A 15,311-nucleotide genomic window follows, 5' to 3' on the forward strand; every position below is an offset into this window, starting at 1 on the left:
CGACGGACGGTCAGCGATCGCGGCGACGCCGAATCCACTCACGGACTCGGCCCGCAACCTCGGATCGGACTGTGCCGGCGAACGATTGGGCGGGAGAAGGGCGCCGCGCGACCTCCGGCTCGTCGGGGGTGGATTCTGGCTTCGCTTCTGCTTCAAAAGAATCCGCCGGTTGCGGGACCGACTCGGCGTCGCCTTCAGCCACTTCGGCGCTGGCCTCGGCCTGGGTCTCGGCGTCCTCCGGTTCCCCAGCAAGTCCGGTTTCGGTGTCGCCTTTTGCGACTTCGCCCATATCGGAAACCTGCTCGGCTACACCGGCACCCTGAGCATCGGCCTCACCCTCGACCGCAGCCTCATGAGCTTCCGACGCCTGGGCCACAGCCCCAGCCACCTCATCGGACTCCACCGAACCCACACCGACGGTCTCAGCCTCGGCCTCCGGCTCAGTCTCCTCGGAAACCTGCTCGGCTACACCGCCACCCTCAGCGTCGGCCTCATCCTCGACCAACGCCTCAGCATCGGCCTCAGCCTCATCGACCCACGCCTCAGCCTCGGCCTGTGACTCAGCCTGCTCGGAAACCTGGTCGGCTGCACCGCCACCCTCAGCGTCGGCCTCATCCTCGACCAACGCCTCGGCATCGGCCTCAGCCTCATCGACCCACGCCTCAGCCTCGGCCTCCGGCTCAGTCTCCTCGGAAACCAGCTCGGCTACACCGCCACCCTCAGCGTCGGCCTCATCCTCGACCAACGCCTCAGCATCGGCCTCAGCCGCATCGACCCACGCCTCAGCCTCGGCCTCCGGCTCAGTCTCCTCGGAAACCTGCTCCGCTACACCGCCACCCTCAGCGTCGGCCTCATCCTCGACCAACGCCTCAGCATCGGCCTCAGCCTCATCGACCCACGCCTCAGCCTCGGCCTCCGGCTCAGTCTCCTCGGAAACCAGCTCGGCTACACCGCCACCCTCAGCGTCGGCCTCATCCTCAACCAACGCCTCAGCATCGGCCTCAGCCTCATCGACCCACGCCTCAGCCTCGGCCTCAGCCTCATCGACCAACGCCTCAGCATCGGCCACACCCACAACCGCGGCCTCATGAGCCTCCGACGCCTGGGCGACAGCCCCAGCCACCTCATCGGACTCCACCGAACCCACACCGACGGTCTCAGCCTCGGCCTCGGCCTGTGACTCACCCTCGATCTCGACGATCGACTCGTCAGCCTGCGCCTCACCCTCAGCCGCCTCATGAGGCTCCATCACCGAGTCGACATCGACCTCGGCGACCTCCACGGCGTCGACACCCTCGAGACCTTCTTCAGCTGCTTCCGAACTGTCGGAGTCAGCCCGGGCCGCCAACAGCTCGGCCTCCGCCTCACCCTCGACGGCAGCCGCATGAGCCTCCGGCGCCTCCGCGACAGCCTCGGCGACCTCATCGCCCTCCACCGCCCCGAGACCCGCGGACGCGGCGGCGCTCCGATCCTCCGGCTCGGCGGATTCCAACTCGGCGACCAAGGCTTCCAACTCTGCGTCCTCCTGCGCCGACGCCGTGGCCTCGTCCTCGTCGGCGACCTTCGCCGCGGCGACGATCCCGACGGCCGAGGCGACAGCCAGATCCTTCGCCCGGTCCTCGACGCCGGCCTCGGCGGCGGCGTGGCCGCGCAGTGTGGCCGGGTCTTCACGACCCTTCGGCGCGACCATGATGTACACGACGGCACCGATGAAGATGAACGTCGAGGTAAACGAATTGATCCGGATGCCGGCCAGTTCGGTCGCGGTGTCGCTGCGCATCAGCTCGATCCAGAACCGGCCGACGCAGTACCCCGCCACATACAGCGCGAACAGCCGACCGTGGCCGATCTTGAACCGGCGGTCGACGACGATCAGCACCGCGAACACAAGCAGGTTCCACAGCAACTCGTACAGGAAGGTGGGATGCACGACCTGGACCAGCTCACCGGTCGACACCCCGTTGAGCGAATCCGGCACGCCGGCCGCGTTCACCCGCTCGTAGATCTCCAGTCCCCACGGCAGCGTGGTCTCACGGCCGTACAGTTCCTGGTTGAAGTAATTGCCGAGGCGCCCGATCCCCTGTGCCAAAACGATTCCCGGCGCTATCGCGTCACCGAACGCGGGCAGCGGTATGCCCCGTCGTCGGCACGCGATCCACGCGCCGACACCGCCGAGCGCCACCGCACCCCAGATACCGAGACCACCGTCCCAGATCCGCAGCGCGGCCATGGCGCCCACACCGTCTTCACCGAAGTACGTTCGCCAGTCGGTCATCACGTGGTAGAGGCGTCCGCCGATCAGGCCGAACGGCACCGCCCACAACGCCACGTCGTAGACGACGCCGGGTTCACCGCCGCGGGCCACCCATCGCCGGTCGCCGATCACGAGCGCGGCGATGATGCCGGCGATGATGAACAGCGCGTACGCGCGGACGGGGAACGGCCCTAGATGCCAGACCCCCTGAGACGGACTGGGGATGAACGCCAGGACCGTTGTCGTCACGCAGTGATCCTCTGTCGCACACCGTCAGCGAGCTCTTCGGTCAGCGCCCGCACCGCCGGGATGCCCTCCTTGAGGGCCGACACCAGGGCTGAACCGACGATCACCCCGTCGGCGTAAGCGCCGATCTCGGCCGCCTGCTCGCGTGAGCGCACCCCCAGCCCGACGCCCACCGGAATGTCGGCCACGGCCTTGACCCGGCGCACCAGCTCCGGCGCGGCGTTCGACACCGCATCCCGAGCGCCGGTGACGCCCATCGTCGAGGCGGCGTAGACGAACCCGCGCGACGCGTGCACGGTCGTGGCCAGCCGCTCCGGCGTCGATGACGGCGCCACCAGGAAAATCCGATCCAGGTCGTGGGCCTCCGAAGCCGCCAGCCACTCCCCCGCCTCGTCCGGGATCAGGTCCGGCGTGATCATGCCGAGCCCGCCTGCCGAGGCCAGGTCGCGGGCGAACGTGTCAACGCCCTTGCGCAGCACCGGGTTCCAGTAGGTCATCACCACGGCGCGACCGCCCGCGTCGCTGATCGCCTCGACCGCACGCAGCGCGTCGTACACCCGCACACCGCCGCGCAGCGCCACCTCCGTCGCCGCGGCGATCGTGGGCCCGTCCATCCCCGGGTCGGAATACGCGACACCGACTTCGACGATGTCACAACCTGATTCGACCAGAGCGACCATCGCCGCGATCGACGAATCGACGTCGGGGAAACCTGTCGGTAGATAACCGATCAGCGCCGACCGGCCGTCGGCGCGGCAGGATTCGAACAACCCGGCCAGGCGACTCATGCCGTCCCGTCCTCCATCAGACCGAACCACTTGGCGGCCGTCTCGACGTCTTTGTCGCCGCGACCGGACAGATTGACCAGGATGATCGACCCGGATCCCAGCTCTTGGCCCAGCTTCAGCGTCCCGGCCACCGCATGCGCGGACTCTATCGCCGGGATGATCCCCTCGGTGCGGCTCAGCAGCGAGAGTGCGTCCATCGCCTCGGTGTCGGTGACGGGGCGGTACTGCGCGCGTCCCAAATCCTTGAGCAACGCATGCTCGGGCCCGACGCCGGGATAGTCCAGACCGGCTGAAATCGAGTGGGATTCGATGGTCTGGCCGTCTTCGTCCTGCAACAGGTAGGAGTACGAACCCTGGAAGGCTCCCGGTGAGCCGCCGGTGAATGTCGCGGCGTGCCTACCCGTTTCGACACCGTCTCCGGCGGCTTCGAAGCCGTACAGCTGCACACCGGGGTCGTCGATGAACGCGTGGAAGATGCCGATCGCATTGGACCCGCCGCCCACGCACGCGGCCACCGCGTCAGGCAGCCGGCCGGCCTGGTCGAGCATCTGGGCGCGAGCCTCGAGACCGATCACCCGCTGGAAGTCGCGCACCATCATCGGGAAGGGGTGGGGTCCGGCGGCCGTCCCAAAGCAGTAGTAGGTGTTGTCCGCGTTGGTGACCCAGTCACGGAACGTCTCGTTGATCGCGTCCTTCAGCGTCTTGGAACCCGACTCCACCGCGACCACCGACGCGCCGAGCAGCCGCATCCGTGCCACGTTGAGCGCCTGCCGCGCGGTGTCCACCGCACCCATGTAGATGACGCATTCCAGTCCCATCAAGGCGCACGCCGTCGCGGTGGCCACGCCGTGCTGGCCGGCGCCGGTTTCGGCGATGACCCGGGTCTTGCCCATCTGCTTGGCCAGCAGGGCCTGCCCCAGCACGTTGTTGATCTTGTGGGATCCGGTGTGGTTGAGGTCTTCCCGCTTCAGGAAGATGCGCGCTCCACCGGCGTGCTCGCTGAGCCGCTCGGCCTCGTACACCGGCGAGGGCCGCCCGGTGTAGTGGCGTTGCAGCCTGTCGAGTTCATCGAGGAATGCCTGGTCACCGCGGGCCTTCTCGTAGGCGGCGGTCACCTCCTCGATGACGGCCATCAGTGCCTCAGGAACGTACCTGCCGCCATAGACACCGAAGTGCCCTCGTTCGTCGGGGTCGTGGGACGTGGGCTCGGCGACCGCGGCGCTGGCGCGCGGCAGTTCCGGCCCGGCGAAATCAACCACTTAACGCGCTGGCTTCGGGCACGACGGATGGGTACCGGCGGTCACCAGGTCGGCAACAGCACTGCGCGGATCCCCGCTGGTGACCAGGCCCTCCCCGACCAGCACCGCGTCGGCGCCGGCACCGGCGTAGGCGAGCAGGTCGGCGGTGCCCCGCACTCCCGACTCGGCGACGCGGATCACCTTGCTCGGCAATCCGGGGGCGATGCGGGCAAAGCAGTCCCGGTCGACCTCCAGGGTCTTGAGGTTGCGGGCGTTCACCCCGATCACCGAGGCCCCGGCCTGCAGCGCGCGGTCGGCCTCCTCCTCGGTGTGCACCTCCACCAGGGCGGTCATGCCCAGGGACTCGGTGCGCTCCAGGAGCGACTCCAGCACTGGTTGTTCCAGCGCCGCGACGATCAACAGCAACATGTCCGCACCGTGGGCCCGGGCCTCGTGGATCTGGTAGGGACGGACGATAAAGTCCTTGCGCAGTACGGGAATCGACACCGCGGCCCGCACCGCGTCGAGGTCGTCGAGCGACCCGTTGAAGCGCCGCTGCTCGGTCAGCACGCTGATGACCCGCGCACCGCCGTCCTCGTAGGCGCGGGCGAGTTCGGCGGGATCGCCGATCTGGGCCAGCTCGCCGCGCGACGGGCTGGCACGTTTGACCTCTGCGATCACCGCGATACCGGGGGAACGCAGCGCCGCCATCACGTCAAGCGGAGCCGGAGCGCGCTGGGCTCGCTCCTTCACCTCGTCCAAGCTGACGACGGCTTCGCGAGCGGCAACGTCAGCGCGCACCCCCTCGATGATGGAGTCGAGCACGGTCGCCGAACCCATAGGCGTCGTTTCCCTTCCCCTGACGGCCGTTCGATTCGTTATGAAGGGTAGTCGCAACCGAGCCATGCTTCGTCACCGCCCCTGGTTGTCCGGATTGGTCGGGTCGCGGCCCTCGTCGAGCGCGTCCCACATCATCCGCTCCGACATGTCCGCGTCACCATCCTCGGGCTGGGCCGGGCGGCGTGAGTAGCGCACCGCCTCGGCGCGCCGGTGGGTCGCCGAGCGCATCAGCAGCACCGCGCCGGACAGCGACAGCACCGCGGCGACCAGTGTGATCACGGCGCCGGTGTAGTGCCGCTCGGTATCGAGCAGGTCGGCCACCGGCACCTCGGCCAGCCGCGCCGCCCGCGCCGCGTCGTCGGCCATGACCCATAGGCTGATCGCCAGGTATCCCATTCCCGCGCTCGCTGCCGCCACCAGCACGGCCAGCGCCCTCAGCGCCCAGCCGCGTACGGCGAGCGCCGCGACGGCAGCGGCGAGCACCAGCAGGGCCAGCGGGATCAGCGCCGTCGACCACGTCGACCCGGCCAGGTCGGTGGCCTTCGGCTGCCCCAAGCCGTCGAAGGAGGTGATCTGCACCCATGTCAGCCGGGACGCCCCCCACAGGCCCGCCGCGGCGAGCACCAGGAGCAACTGCGCGATGCGGGTCACGGCTCGCTCAACGTCTCGGCCGCCGCGATCGCCGCCAGCACCGCACGGGCCTTGTTGGAGGCCTCGTTGTACTCGTAGGGCCCGTTGGAGTCGGCGACGACGCCACCACCGGCCTGCACGTAGGCGGTGCCGCCGCGCATCAGCGCGGTGCGGATCGCGATCGCGAAGTCGGCGTTGCCGGCGAAGTCGAGGTAGCCGAGCACCCCGCCGTACAGGCCGCGCCGGGTCTTCTCGACCTCCTCGATGAGCTCCATCGCCCGTACCTTGGGGGCGCCGGACAGCGTCCCGGCCGGGAAGCAGGCGGTCACCGCGTCCAGCGCGGTCTTGCCGTCGGCCAGTAACCCGGTGACCGTCGAGACCAGGTGCATGACGTGGCTGTAGCGCTCGATGTGGCTGTAATCCTCCACCTTGACCGTGCCCGGCAGGCAGACCCGCCCCAGATCGTTGCGGCCGAGATCGACGAGCATCAGGTGCTCGGAGCGCTCCTTGTCGTCGGAGAGCAGCTCCTTCTCCAGCAGGAGGTCTTCCTCCTCGGTGTCGCCGCGCCAGCGTGTGCCGGCGATCGGGTGAGTGGTGGCGCGGCCGTCCTTGACGGTGACCAGCGCTTCCGGACTCGACCCCACAATCGAAAAGTCCAGTCCCCCAAGCTCATCGGGAACGTTGAGCAGATACATGTACGGGCTCGGATTGGTGACCCGCAGCATCCGGTACACGTCGAGGGGGTCGGCGGAGGTGTCCATCTCGAACCGCTGCGACGGCACCACCTGGAACGCCTCGCCGGCCTCGATGTCGCCGACGAGCTTGTCGACGATCGCGGTGTATTCCTCGACGGTGCGCTGGGCCCGGTGCACGGGCGCCGGCCGGCCGAAGGTCGCGACGGTCGACGACAGGGGTTCGGCCAGTGCCGCGGTCATCACGTCCAGCCGGGTCACGGCGTCGTCGTAGGCCCAGTCGACGCGTTCGTCGGTGCCGTTCCAGTTCACCGCATTGGCCACCAGCGTGATCGTGCCCTCATGATGATCCACGGCGGCGATGTCGGTGGCCAGCAGCAGCATCATGTCGGGCAGCCCGAGGTCGTCGACGGTCAACTCCGGCAGCCGCTCCAAACGGCGCACCATGTCATAAGCGAAGAACCCGACCAGGCCCGACGACAGCGGCGGCAGACCCGGCAGCGGCGCGGTCTCCAGCAGTGTCAGCGTCGCGCGCAGCGCCTGCAGCGGGTCACCGCCCGACGGCGCGTCCTGCGGGACGGCGCCCAGCCACACGGCCTCGCCGTCGCGGACCGTTAGCGCCGACGGCGCACCGGCGCCGATGAACGACCACCGCGACCACGACCGCCCGTTCTCGGCGGACTCGAGGAGGAACGTGCCGGGCCGGTTGGCGGCGAGTTTGCGGTACGCCGAAAGCGGCGTCTCGCTGTCGGCGAGCACCTTGCGGGTCACCGGGACCACCCGGTGCTCGGCGGCCAGCGCCCGGAAGTCCTCACGCGTGGTCGTCGCGCTCAGGGTGGCGGTCGTCTGCACGCAGAGATTGTCCCAGAAGTACGGTTGAGAACATGAATCCCCTCAAACCGGGCGATCGGGTCGACGACTTCGAGCTGCCCGACCAGACCGGCGCGCCGAGAACGCTGAGCGGGCTGCTCGCCGACGGTCCGGTGGTGCTGTTCTTCTACCCGGCCGCGATGACACCGGGATGCACCAAGGAGGCGTGCCACTTTCGGGATCTGGCAGCCGAGTTCGCCGCCGTCGGCGCCAGCCGGGTGGGCATCAGCGCCGACCCGGTCGCCAAGCAGGCCGCGTTCGCCGAGCAGCAGAAGTTCGACTACCCGCTGCTGTCGGACGACGACGGCGCCGTCGCCACACAGTTCGGCGTCAAGCGCGGGCTGCTCGGCAAGTTCATGCCGGTCAAGCGCACCACGTTCGTGATCGACACCGACCGCACCGTGCTCGAAGTCATCGCCAGCGAGTTCAGCATGGACACCCACGCCGACAAGGCCCTCGAGGCGCTGCGCAACCGGTCATGACACCGGTGCTGGAGCTCGTCGATGTGACCTTCCGGCGCAACGGCAAGCAGATCCTCGACGGCATCTCGCTGACCGTGAACACCGGTGAGCACTGGGCGCTGCTGGGACCCAACGGCGCCGGCAAGAGCACGCTGCTGGGTTTCTGTGCGGCCGTGACGTTCCCGACGTCGGGGACGGTGCGCATTCTCGGTGACCAGATGGGCCGGGTGGATCTGGCCCGGCTGCGTCACCACATCGGACATGTGAACCCGCGCCATCAGCTGCAGTACTCGCTGACCGTCCGCGAGGTGGTGATGACCGGCATCACCGCCACGATCGACACCCCGATGCGGTGGAGTCCGACGGTGAAGGAGAACGCCCGCGCGGAGGCGATGATCTCGTCGGTCGGGTTGTCCCACAAAGCCGATGACGTGTGGCCCACCCTGTCCCAGGGGGAACGGGGCCGCACGCTGATCGCCCGGGCGCTGATCGCCGAACCGCGGTTGCTGCTGCTCGACGAACCCTCGACCGGGCTCGACGTCGCCGCGCGCGAACAGCTGCTGGAAACCCTCGACGCGCTCGACCAGACCCACCCCGAGGTCGCGTCGATCCTCGTCACACACCATCTCGAGGAGCTCCCCACCACGACCACGCATGCGCTGTTGATCGCGGAGGGACGCGCGGTGGCCCGTGGGCCCGCCCGCCAGACCATCACCACCGACACCGTGTCGGAGGCGTTCGCCCATCCTGTGTCGGTCGGCTACGACGAGGGCCGCTGGACCGCCAGAGCGAAAGCGACCCGGATCCTCTAGGCCTCAGGTGCCAGCAGCAGGTCTGCGTCGAAGCAGGTGTGATCACCGGTGTGGCACGCCGAGCCGACCTGATCGACTTCGAGCAGCACGGTGTCGCCGTCGCAGTCCAGTCGCACCGAATGCACGTGCTGGGTGTGCCCGGAGGTCAGGCCCTTCACCCACTGCTCACCACGCGAACGCGAGAAGTACGTCGCCTCACGGGTTTCCAACGTCCGGGCCAACGCGTCGTCGTCCATCCAGGCGACCATCAGCACCTGCCCGGTCGCGCGTTCCTGCACCACCGCGGTGAACAGCCCGTCGGCGTTTCGCTTGAGCCGCGACGCGATGGAGGGGTCCAGAGCCCTCATCGCGGCCCTCGGCTCTTCGCGCAAGCGCTCATCGCACGGTGATCCCTTCGGCTTTCATCGCCGCCTTCACCTCACCGATGGTCAGATCCCGGAAGTGGAACACGCTCGCGGCCAGCACCGCGTCGGCGCCGGCGAACACCGCAGGAGCGAAATGCTCCACGGCACCGGCCCCGCCGCTGGCGATGACCGGCACCGTGACGGCCCCGCGTACCGCGCGCAGCATCTTCAGATCGAACCCGGCCTTGGTGCCGTCGGCGTCCATCGAGTTGAGCAGGATCTCTCCCACGCCGAGTTCGGCCCCGAGCGCGGCCCACTCGACGGCGTCGAGGCCGGTGCCGCGCCTGCCGCCGTGTGTGGTGACCTCCCAGCCCGACGGTGTGGGCACACTCCCTTCCTGGCCCTCCGGCACGGTACGCGCGTCGACCGACAGCACGATGCACTGCGATCCGAACTGCCGCGACAGCTCCGAGAGCAGCTCGGGACGGGCGATCGCCGCGGTGTTCACCGACACCTTGTCGGCGCCGGCGCGCAACAGCACGTCGACATCGGCGACCGAACGCACGCCGCCGCCGACGGTGAGCGGGATGAACACCTGCTCGGCGGTGCGCCGCACCACATCGAGCATCGTCGAACGTCCCGACGACGACGCGGTGACATCGAGGAACGTCAACTCATCGGCGCCTTCGGCGTCGTAGGCGGCGGCGAGTTCGACCGGGTCGCCGGCGTCACGCAGGTTGGCGAAGTTGACGCCCTTGACCACCCGGCCGTCGTCGACGTCCAGGCACGGGATCACCCGGGTCGCGACGTCGCTTGCCGGCTTCACAGGTAGTCCTGCGGGTCGCCGGCGGCGCGGACGAGCGCCAGGATCTCTTCGTGCACACCCGGCGCGGCGGCCAGCGCCGACGGCGAGGACGCCGTCCATTCCTCCCCCGTCAGATCGGTCACGATGCCGCCCGCGGCGCGCACCAGCGCGACGCCGGCCGCGTGGTCCCAGATGTGGTGACCGAAACTGACCGCACCACCGAGGATTCCAGCGGCGACATAGGCGAAGTCGACGCCGGTGGCGCCGTGCATCCGCATCCGGGAACACTCCCGGCTCAAATTCTCCAGCACCTTGATCCGGTAGCGGCCCGGGTAGCGTCCACGCGAGTCGATATTGAAAGTTCCTGTGCCCACCATCGATTCGGCCAGCGCAACCGGTACGAGCCGGTCCAGCGCATCGCCGTTGCAGTGCACGGGCTGACCGGCGATGGCGGTGTAGCGCTGACCCATGAACGGCAGCCACGTCAGGCCGAGCACAGGCTCGCCCTTTGACAGCAGGCTCAACAGGATGGCAGCCATCGGGGATCCAGCCGCGTAGTTAAAGGTGCCGTCGACCGGGTCGAGCACCCACACGGATTCGGCCTCCACCGACTCGCCGCCGAATTCCTCGCCGTGCACCCCGATCCCGGTGAGCCGGGTGAGCTCGGCGACCACACGGCGCTCGATCGCCAGGTCGATCTCGGTGGCGAAGTCGTTGCCCTTCTTGGCCACCGCCGAATCGGCGCGGTGCCCGGCGACGAACTGGGCCGAGGCGGCGTCGAGCACGCCAGCGGCGGTGTCCAGTAGGTCAGCGAGCTGCTGTGGCCCGGGGCTCACGCGCGGACCGTGTCGAGAGCCTGTGGCAGCGTGAATCGCCCGGCGTAGAGCGCCTTTCCGACGATCGCGCCTTCGACGCCCCGGTCTGTCAACGTCGCGATGGCGCGCAGGTCGTCCAGGCTGGACACCCCGCCGGACGCGATCACCGGCGCGTCGGTGCGTTCGCAGACCTGGGCCAGCAGCTCCAGGTTGGGCCCGTTGAGGGTGCCGTCCTTGGTTACGTCGGTGACGACGAAACGAGAACATCCCTCGCGGTCAAGACGTTCCAGCACCGTCCACAAGTCACCGCCGTCGGTCTCCCAACCGCGGCCGCGCAGCCGGTACTGACCGTTGTCGATCTTGACGTCGAGGCCGACCGCGACCTTCTCGCCGTGCTCGGCGACCACCTTCGCGCACCACTGCGGGTTCTCCAGCGCGGCGGTGCCCAGGTTCACCCGGGCACAGCCGGTGGCCAACGCGGCGGCGAGGGAGTCATCGTCGCGGATCCCGCCGGACAATTCCACGGCGACATCGAGCTGACCGACCACCTCGGCGAGCAGTTCGCGGTTGGAGCCGCGGCCGAACGCCGCATCGAGGTCGACCAGGTGGATCCACTCAGCGCCGTCGCGCTGCCACGTCAGCGCCGCATCAAGCGCCGAGCCGTACTCGGTCTCGCTGCCGGCCTGCCCCTGCACCAACCGGACAGCGCGGCCCTCGACCACGTCGACGGCGGGCAGCAGGATCAGTCGAGCGGAGGAATTCGCCCCGGCGCTTTTCACGACGGTCAACTTAGCCCCCCGACCCAGTTCGACAGTAATTCAGCGCCGGCGTCCCCGCTCTTCTCCGGGTGGAACTGCGTAGCAGAGAGCGGGCCGTCCTCGACCGCGGCCAGGAACGGCACATGGTGGGTGGCCCAGGTCACCAGCGCGCTGGGATCGCCCTCCCACTGCTGGGCGGCATAGGAGTGCACGAAGTAGAAGCGCGTGTCGGCGTCCATGCCCTTGAACAGCACGCTGCCCGCGGGGGCGTCGACGACGTTCCAGCCCATGTGCGGGATCACCGGCGCGTCCAGCCGGATCACCGAGCCGGGCCACTGCCCGCACCCGCGCGACTCCACTCCGAACTCCACACCGCGGGCGAACAGGATCTGCATGCCCACGCACACCCCGAGCACCGGACGACCGGCCGACACCCGGTCGGCGATGATCTTCTCGCCGCCGATCCCGCGCAGCCCCGTCATGCATGCCCCGAACGCGCCGACGCCGGGCACCACCAGGCCGTCGGCGTTGGCGGCCGCGTCGGGATCAGCGGTGACCTCGACCTGCGCGCCGATCCGTTCCAACGCGCGCTGCGCGGAGCGCAGATTGCCCGAACCGTAGTCCAGGACGACGAGTTTCTTTGTCACAGGCTGCCTTTGGTTGACGGCACGCCGGTGACACGCGGGTCGTACTCGACAGCCTGACGAAGTGCGCGGGCAACGGCCTTGTACTCGGCCTCGGTGATGTGGTGCGGGTCGCGGCCGTAGAGGGTGCGCACGTGCAGCGCGATGCGGGCGTTGTAGGCCAGCGATTCGAAGACGTGCCGGTTCACCACCGTGTGGTACGGCGCGGCCGAACCGGCGATGGTGAACTGCACCATGTAGTCGGGCTCGCCGGTGTGCACGAAGTACGGGCGGCCCGACACGTCGACCGCCGCGTGGGCCAGGCATTCATCCATCGGAATGAACGCATCACCGAAGCGGCGGATACCCCGCTTGTCGCCCAGCGCCTGCGCGAGCGCCTGACCGAGCACGATCGCGGTGTCCTCGATGGTGTGGTGGCCCTCGATCTCGATGTCGCCGACCGTCTTGATCGTCAGGTCGAAGCTGGCGTGGCTGCCCAGTGAGGTGAGCATATGGTCGAAGAACGGGACGCCGGTGTCGACGCTGACCTGCCCAGTGCCGTCGAGGTCGAGCTCGACGACGATGTCGGACTCTTTGGTCTTGCGCTCGACTCTTGCGCGTCGGGCGGGACGAATCGGTTCGCTCACGGTGCTCCTATTCGGGCGCTGACGGCCAGCAGCGCATCGTTTTCTTCGGCCAGGCCGATGGTGGTGCGCAGGTATCCGGGGATGCCGACGTCGCGGATCAGTACGCCGTCATCCAGATACCGCTGCCAGGTGGCATGGGTGTCGGCGAACTCACCGAAGAGCACGAAGTTCGCGTCGCTGGGAATCACCCGGAAACCCATGCCCGTCAACGCCTCGGACACCCGTTCGCGTTCCGCGATCAGCGCCGCGACACTGCCCAGGGTGTCGTCGGCGTGGCGCAGCGCTGCGCGCGCGGCGGCCTGGGTGATCGACGACAGATGATACGGCAGGCGCACCAGCAGCATCGCGTCGATCACGGCCGGGGCGGCCACCAGGTAGCCGAGCCGGCCGCCGGCGAACGCGAACGCCTTGCTCATGGTGCGGCTGACGACAAGCTTGGTCGGATAGGACTCGATCAGCCGGATCGCGCTGGGCTGCGAGGAGAATTCGCCGTAGGCCTCGTCGACGATCATGATGCCGCCGGTCATCTCGTCGAGTAACAGCACCAGGTCCTCGAGCGAAACACTCTGTCCCGACGGGTTGTTGGGGCTGGTGACGAACACGACGTCGGGGTGGTGCTCCTTGATCGCGGTCGCGGCGGTCGCGGCGTCGAGGCCGAAGTCATCGCCGCGGTGGGCCACCAGCCACCGGGTTTGGGTGCCGTCGGAGATGATCGGGTGCATCGAGTACGACGGCACGAAACCGATCGCGCTGCGGCCCGGCCCACCGAAGGCCTGCAGCAGCTGCTGCAGGATCTCGTTGGAACCGTTTGCGGCCCAAACGTTCTCGACGCCGACCGGGTTGCCGGTCTTGGCGGTCAGGTAGGCGGCGAGGTCGGTGCGCAGGGCGAGGGCGTCGCGGTCGGGATAGCGGTGCAGTTCGGCTGCCACCGCCCGCACCGACTCGGCCACGTCGTCGACCAGGGCCTGCGTCGGCGGGTGCGGGTTCTCGTTGGTGTTCAGCCGCACCGGAACACAGAGCTGCGGAGCGCCGTAGGGCGACTTCCCGCGCAGGTCGTCGCGCAGCGGCAGATCGTCGAGGGAGATCGCTGCGCCGGGGACCGGATTCGTCACCGTTCGAACCTCCGCCGCACGGCTTCGCCGTGGCTCGGCAGGTTCTCGGCCTGCGCCAGCGTGATCACGTGACCGGACACGTCTTTGAGCGCCGCCTCGGTGTAGTCCACCACGTGGATGCCACGCAGGAACGTCTGCACCGACAGTCCGCTGGAATGCCGCGCGCAGCCGGCGGTGGGCAGCACATGGTTCGACCCGGCGCAGTAGTCACCCAGACTCACCGGTGCGTACGGCCCGACGAAGATCGCGCCGGCAGAACGGATTCTGCTTGCGACGCCGGCGGCCTCGACGGTCTGGATCTCGAGGTGCTCGGCGGCGTAGGCGTTCACGGCGCGCACCCCGGCGTCGAGGTCGTCGACCAACACGATCGCCGACTGCTGCCCGCTCAGCGCCGCGGTGACCCGTCGGCGGTGCACGGTGGTCTCCAGCTGCACCGCCAACTCACGGTCGGTGGCATCGGCCAGCTCAGTGCTGTCGGTGACCAGCACGCTGGCGGCCATCTCGTCGTGTTCGGCCTGGCTGATCAGGTCCGCCGCAACGTGCACCGGATCGGCGGTGTGATCGGCCAGGATCGCGATCTCGGTGGGGCCGGCTTCGGCGTCGATACCGACCTGTGAACGGCAGATGCGCTTGGCGGCGGTGACGTAGATGTTGCCGGGCCCGGTGATCATGTCCACCGGCGCCAGTTCGGTCTGCCCGTCGGTGTCCGTGCCGCCGTAGGCCAGCAGCGCGACGGCCTGGGCGCCGCCGACGGCCCACACCTCCTCGACGCCGAGCAGCGCGGCCGCTGCCAGGATCGTCGGGTGCGGCAGCCCGGTGAACGGCTCGGTGTTCCCCGCCTGGGGTGGGCTCGCGATCACCAGGGAGTCCACCCCCGCGGTCTGCGCCGGGACGACGTTCATCACGACGCTGGACGGATAGACGGCGTTGCCGCCGGGCACGTAGAGCCCGACCCGTTCGACCGGTACCCAGCGCTCGGTCACGGTGGCGCCCGGGGCGAGTGTGGTCGTGGTGTCGGTGCGGCGCTGATCGGCGTGCACGGCGCGGGCCCGCTCGATCGCGACCTCCAGCGCGGCACGGACATCGGAATCGAGCACGGCGAGCGCCGTGGCGAGTTTGTCCTGAGGCACCTGCACCCGATCGGGACGGACGCCGTCGAAGGAGGCGCCGTATTCGAGTGCGGCGTCGGTTCCGCGCGCGGCGACCGCGTCGACGATCGGCCTGACCTTGGGGACGACGGTGTCGACGTCGACACCGCCGCGCGGCAGTGCCGAGCGCAGGCGGGCCGCCGACAATGTCGTGCCGCGCAGATCGATGCGCCGCAGGAGCCCTGGCGATACATTCACGCTGACCATTGTCCCAGAGCTGCACAAATC

General features: G+C 69.0%; 16 protein-coding genes. 2 read left to right on the forward strand and 14 right to left on the reverse strand.

Going from position 1 to position 15,311, the window contains the following annotated elements; genetic code table 11:
- Window positions 1-10: 10 nt before the first annotated feature.
- From lgt to ACXMYJ_RS03955, 6 genes are all read right to left on the reverse strand, one after another.
- Window positions 11-2,503: a prolipoprotein diacylglyceryl transferase gene (lgt, locus tag ACXMYJ_RS03930; RefSeq protein WP_460354144.1), complete on the reverse strand. Its 2,493-nt coding sequence runs from the start codon at window positions 2,501-2,503 to the stop codon at window positions 11-13.
- The gene (trpA, locus tag ACXMYJ_RS03935; protein ID WP_260752283.1) at window positions 2,500-3,288 is read right to left on the reverse strand and encodes a tryptophan synthase subunit alpha; all 789 of its coding nucleotides are present in this window, start codon (window positions 3,286-3,288) and stop codon (window positions 2,500-2,502) included. The genes lgt and trpA overlap by 4 nt, the downstream gene beginning before the upstream one ends.
- Window positions 3,285-4,547 carry a tryptophan synthase subunit beta gene (gene trpB, locus ACXMYJ_RS03940; RefSeq protein WP_443186606.1) on the reverse strand — a complete coding sequence of 421 codons (1,263 nt, stop codon included), beginning with the start codon at window positions 4,545-4,547 and terminating at the stop codon, window positions 3,285-3,287. The genes trpA and trpB overlap by 4 nt, the downstream gene beginning before the upstream one ends.
- Window positions 4,548-5,366: an indole-3-glycerol phosphate synthase TrpC gene (gene trpC, locus ACXMYJ_RS03945; RefSeq protein ID WP_260752281.1), complete on the reverse strand. Its 819-nt coding sequence runs from the start codon at window positions 5,364-5,366 to the stop codon at window positions 4,548-4,550. It lies immediately after the preceding gene.
- Window positions 5,367-5,438: 72 nt separating this feature from the next.
- Window positions 5,439-6,017 (reverse strand): TIGR02234 family membrane protein, encoded by a 579-nt coding sequence (locus ACXMYJ_RS03950; RefSeq protein ID WP_460354148.1) that lies wholly within the window; start codon window positions 6,015-6,017, stop codon window positions 5,439-5,441.
- The gene (locus tag ACXMYJ_RS03955) at window positions 6,014-7,540 is read right to left on the reverse strand and encodes an anthranilate synthase component I (RefSeq protein ID WP_260752277.1); all 1,527 of its coding nucleotides are present in this window, start codon (window positions 7,538-7,540) and stop codon (window positions 6,014-6,016) included. Before ACXMYJ_RS03955 ends, ACXMYJ_RS03950 begins: the two co-directional genes overlap by 4 nt.
- Before the next feature lie 32 nt (window positions 7,541-7,572).
- Between ACXMYJ_RS03955 and ACXMYJ_RS03960 the strand changes: the two genes are divergently transcribed.
- Complete coding sequence (locus ACXMYJ_RS03960; protein WP_460354150.1) at window positions 7,573-8,040, forward strand: peroxiredoxin; 468 nt, start codon at window positions 7,573-7,575, stop codon at window positions 8,038-8,040.
- Entirely contained in the window at window positions 8,037-8,831 is a 795-nt protein-coding gene (locus ACXMYJ_RS03965; RefSeq protein WP_460354153.1) for an ABC transporter ATP-binding protein, read from the forward strand. Before ACXMYJ_RS03960 ends, ACXMYJ_RS03965 begins: the two co-directional genes overlap by 4 nt.
- Here ACXMYJ_RS03965 and hisI read toward each other — a convergent pair.
- Genes hisI through hisD form a run of 8 tightly spaced genes read right to left on the reverse strand, consistent with a single transcriptional unit; the run spans window position 8,828 to window position 15,290 of the window.
- Entirely contained in the window at window positions 8,828-9,178 is a 351-nt protein-coding gene (gene hisI / locus ACXMYJ_RS03970; protein WP_443186602.1) for a phosphoribosyl-AMP cyclohydrolase, read from the reverse strand. The genes ACXMYJ_RS03965 and hisI overlap by 4 nt on opposite strands.
- A 28-nt stretch (window positions 9,179-9,206) precedes the next feature.
- Entirely contained in the window at window positions 9,207-10,001 is a 795-nt protein-coding gene (gene hisF / locus ACXMYJ_RS03975) for an imidazole glycerol phosphate synthase subunit HisF (protein WP_260752271.1), read from the reverse strand.
- Window positions 9,998-10,816, reverse strand: a complete 819-nt coding sequence (locus ACXMYJ_RS03980) for an inositol monophosphatase family protein (protein WP_443186601.1) — start codon at window positions 10,814-10,816, stop codon at window positions 9,998-10,000. The genes hisF and ACXMYJ_RS03980 overlap by 4 nt, the downstream gene beginning before the upstream one ends.
- Window positions 10,813-11,541, reverse strand: a complete 729-nt coding sequence (gene priA, locus ACXMYJ_RS03985; RefSeq protein ID WP_443186655.1) for a bifunctional 1-(5-phosphoribosyl)-5-((5-phosphoribosylamino)methylideneamino)imidazole-4-carboxamide isomerase/phosphoribosylanthranilate isomerase PriA — start codon at window positions 11,539-11,541, stop codon at window positions 10,813-10,815. Before priA ends, ACXMYJ_RS03980 begins: the two co-directional genes overlap by 4 nt.
- A gap of 38 nt (window positions 11,542-11,579) precedes the next feature.
- Entirely contained in the window at window positions 11,580-12,200 is a 621-nt protein-coding gene (hisH, locus tag ACXMYJ_RS03990) for an imidazole glycerol phosphate synthase subunit HisH (protein ID WP_443186600.1), read from the reverse strand.
- Complete coding sequence (gene hisB, locus ACXMYJ_RS03995; RefSeq protein ID WP_443186599.1) at window positions 12,197-12,823, reverse strand: imidazoleglycerol-phosphate dehydratase HisB; 627 nt, start codon at window positions 12,821-12,823, stop codon at window positions 12,197-12,199. The genes hisH and hisB overlap by 4 nt, the downstream gene beginning before the upstream one ends.
- Window positions 12,820-13,935: a histidinol-phosphate transaminase gene (locus ACXMYJ_RS04000; RefSeq protein WP_443186598.1), complete on the reverse strand. Its 1,116-nt coding sequence runs from the start codon at window positions 13,933-13,935 to the stop codon at window positions 12,820-12,822. The genes hisB and ACXMYJ_RS04000 overlap by 4 nt, the downstream gene beginning before the upstream one ends.
- Window positions 13,932-15,290, reverse strand: a complete 1,359-nt coding sequence (hisD, locus tag ACXMYJ_RS04005) for a histidinol dehydrogenase (protein WP_460354157.1) — start codon at window positions 15,288-15,290, stop codon at window positions 13,932-13,934. Before hisD ends, ACXMYJ_RS04000 begins: the two co-directional genes overlap by 4 nt.
- Window positions 15,291-15,311 lie beyond the last annotated feature (21 nt).

The sequence above is a fragment of the Mycobacterium sp. ZZG genome (assembly GCF_054786995.1).

Bases quoted from the DNA above. Each gene is read 5' to 3' on its own strand.
- trpA (WP_260752283.1), bottom strand. From the start codon at position 3,288: ATGAGTCGCCTGGCCGGGTTGTTCGAATCCTGCCGCGCCGACGGCCGG.
- trpC (WP_260752281.1), bottom strand. From the start codon at position 5,366: ATGGGTTCGGCGACCGTGCTCGACTCCATCATCGAGGGGGTGCGCGCT.
- ACXMYJ_RS03960 (WP_460354150.1), top strand. From the start codon at position 7,573: ATGAATCCCCTCAAACCGGGCGATCGGGTCGACGACTTCGAGCTGCCC.
- ACXMYJ_RS03965 (WP_460354153.1), top strand. From the start codon at position 8,037: ATGACACCGGTGCTGGAGCTCGTCGATGTGACCTTCCGGCGCAACGGC.
- hisI (WP_443186602.1), bottom strand. From the start codon at position 9,178: ATGAGGGCTCTGGACCCCTCCATCGCGTCGCGGCTCAAGCGAAACGCC.
- hisD (WP_460354157.1), bottom strand. From the start codon at position 15,290: ATGGTCAGCGTGAATGTATCGCCAGGGCTCCTGCGGCGCATCGATCTG.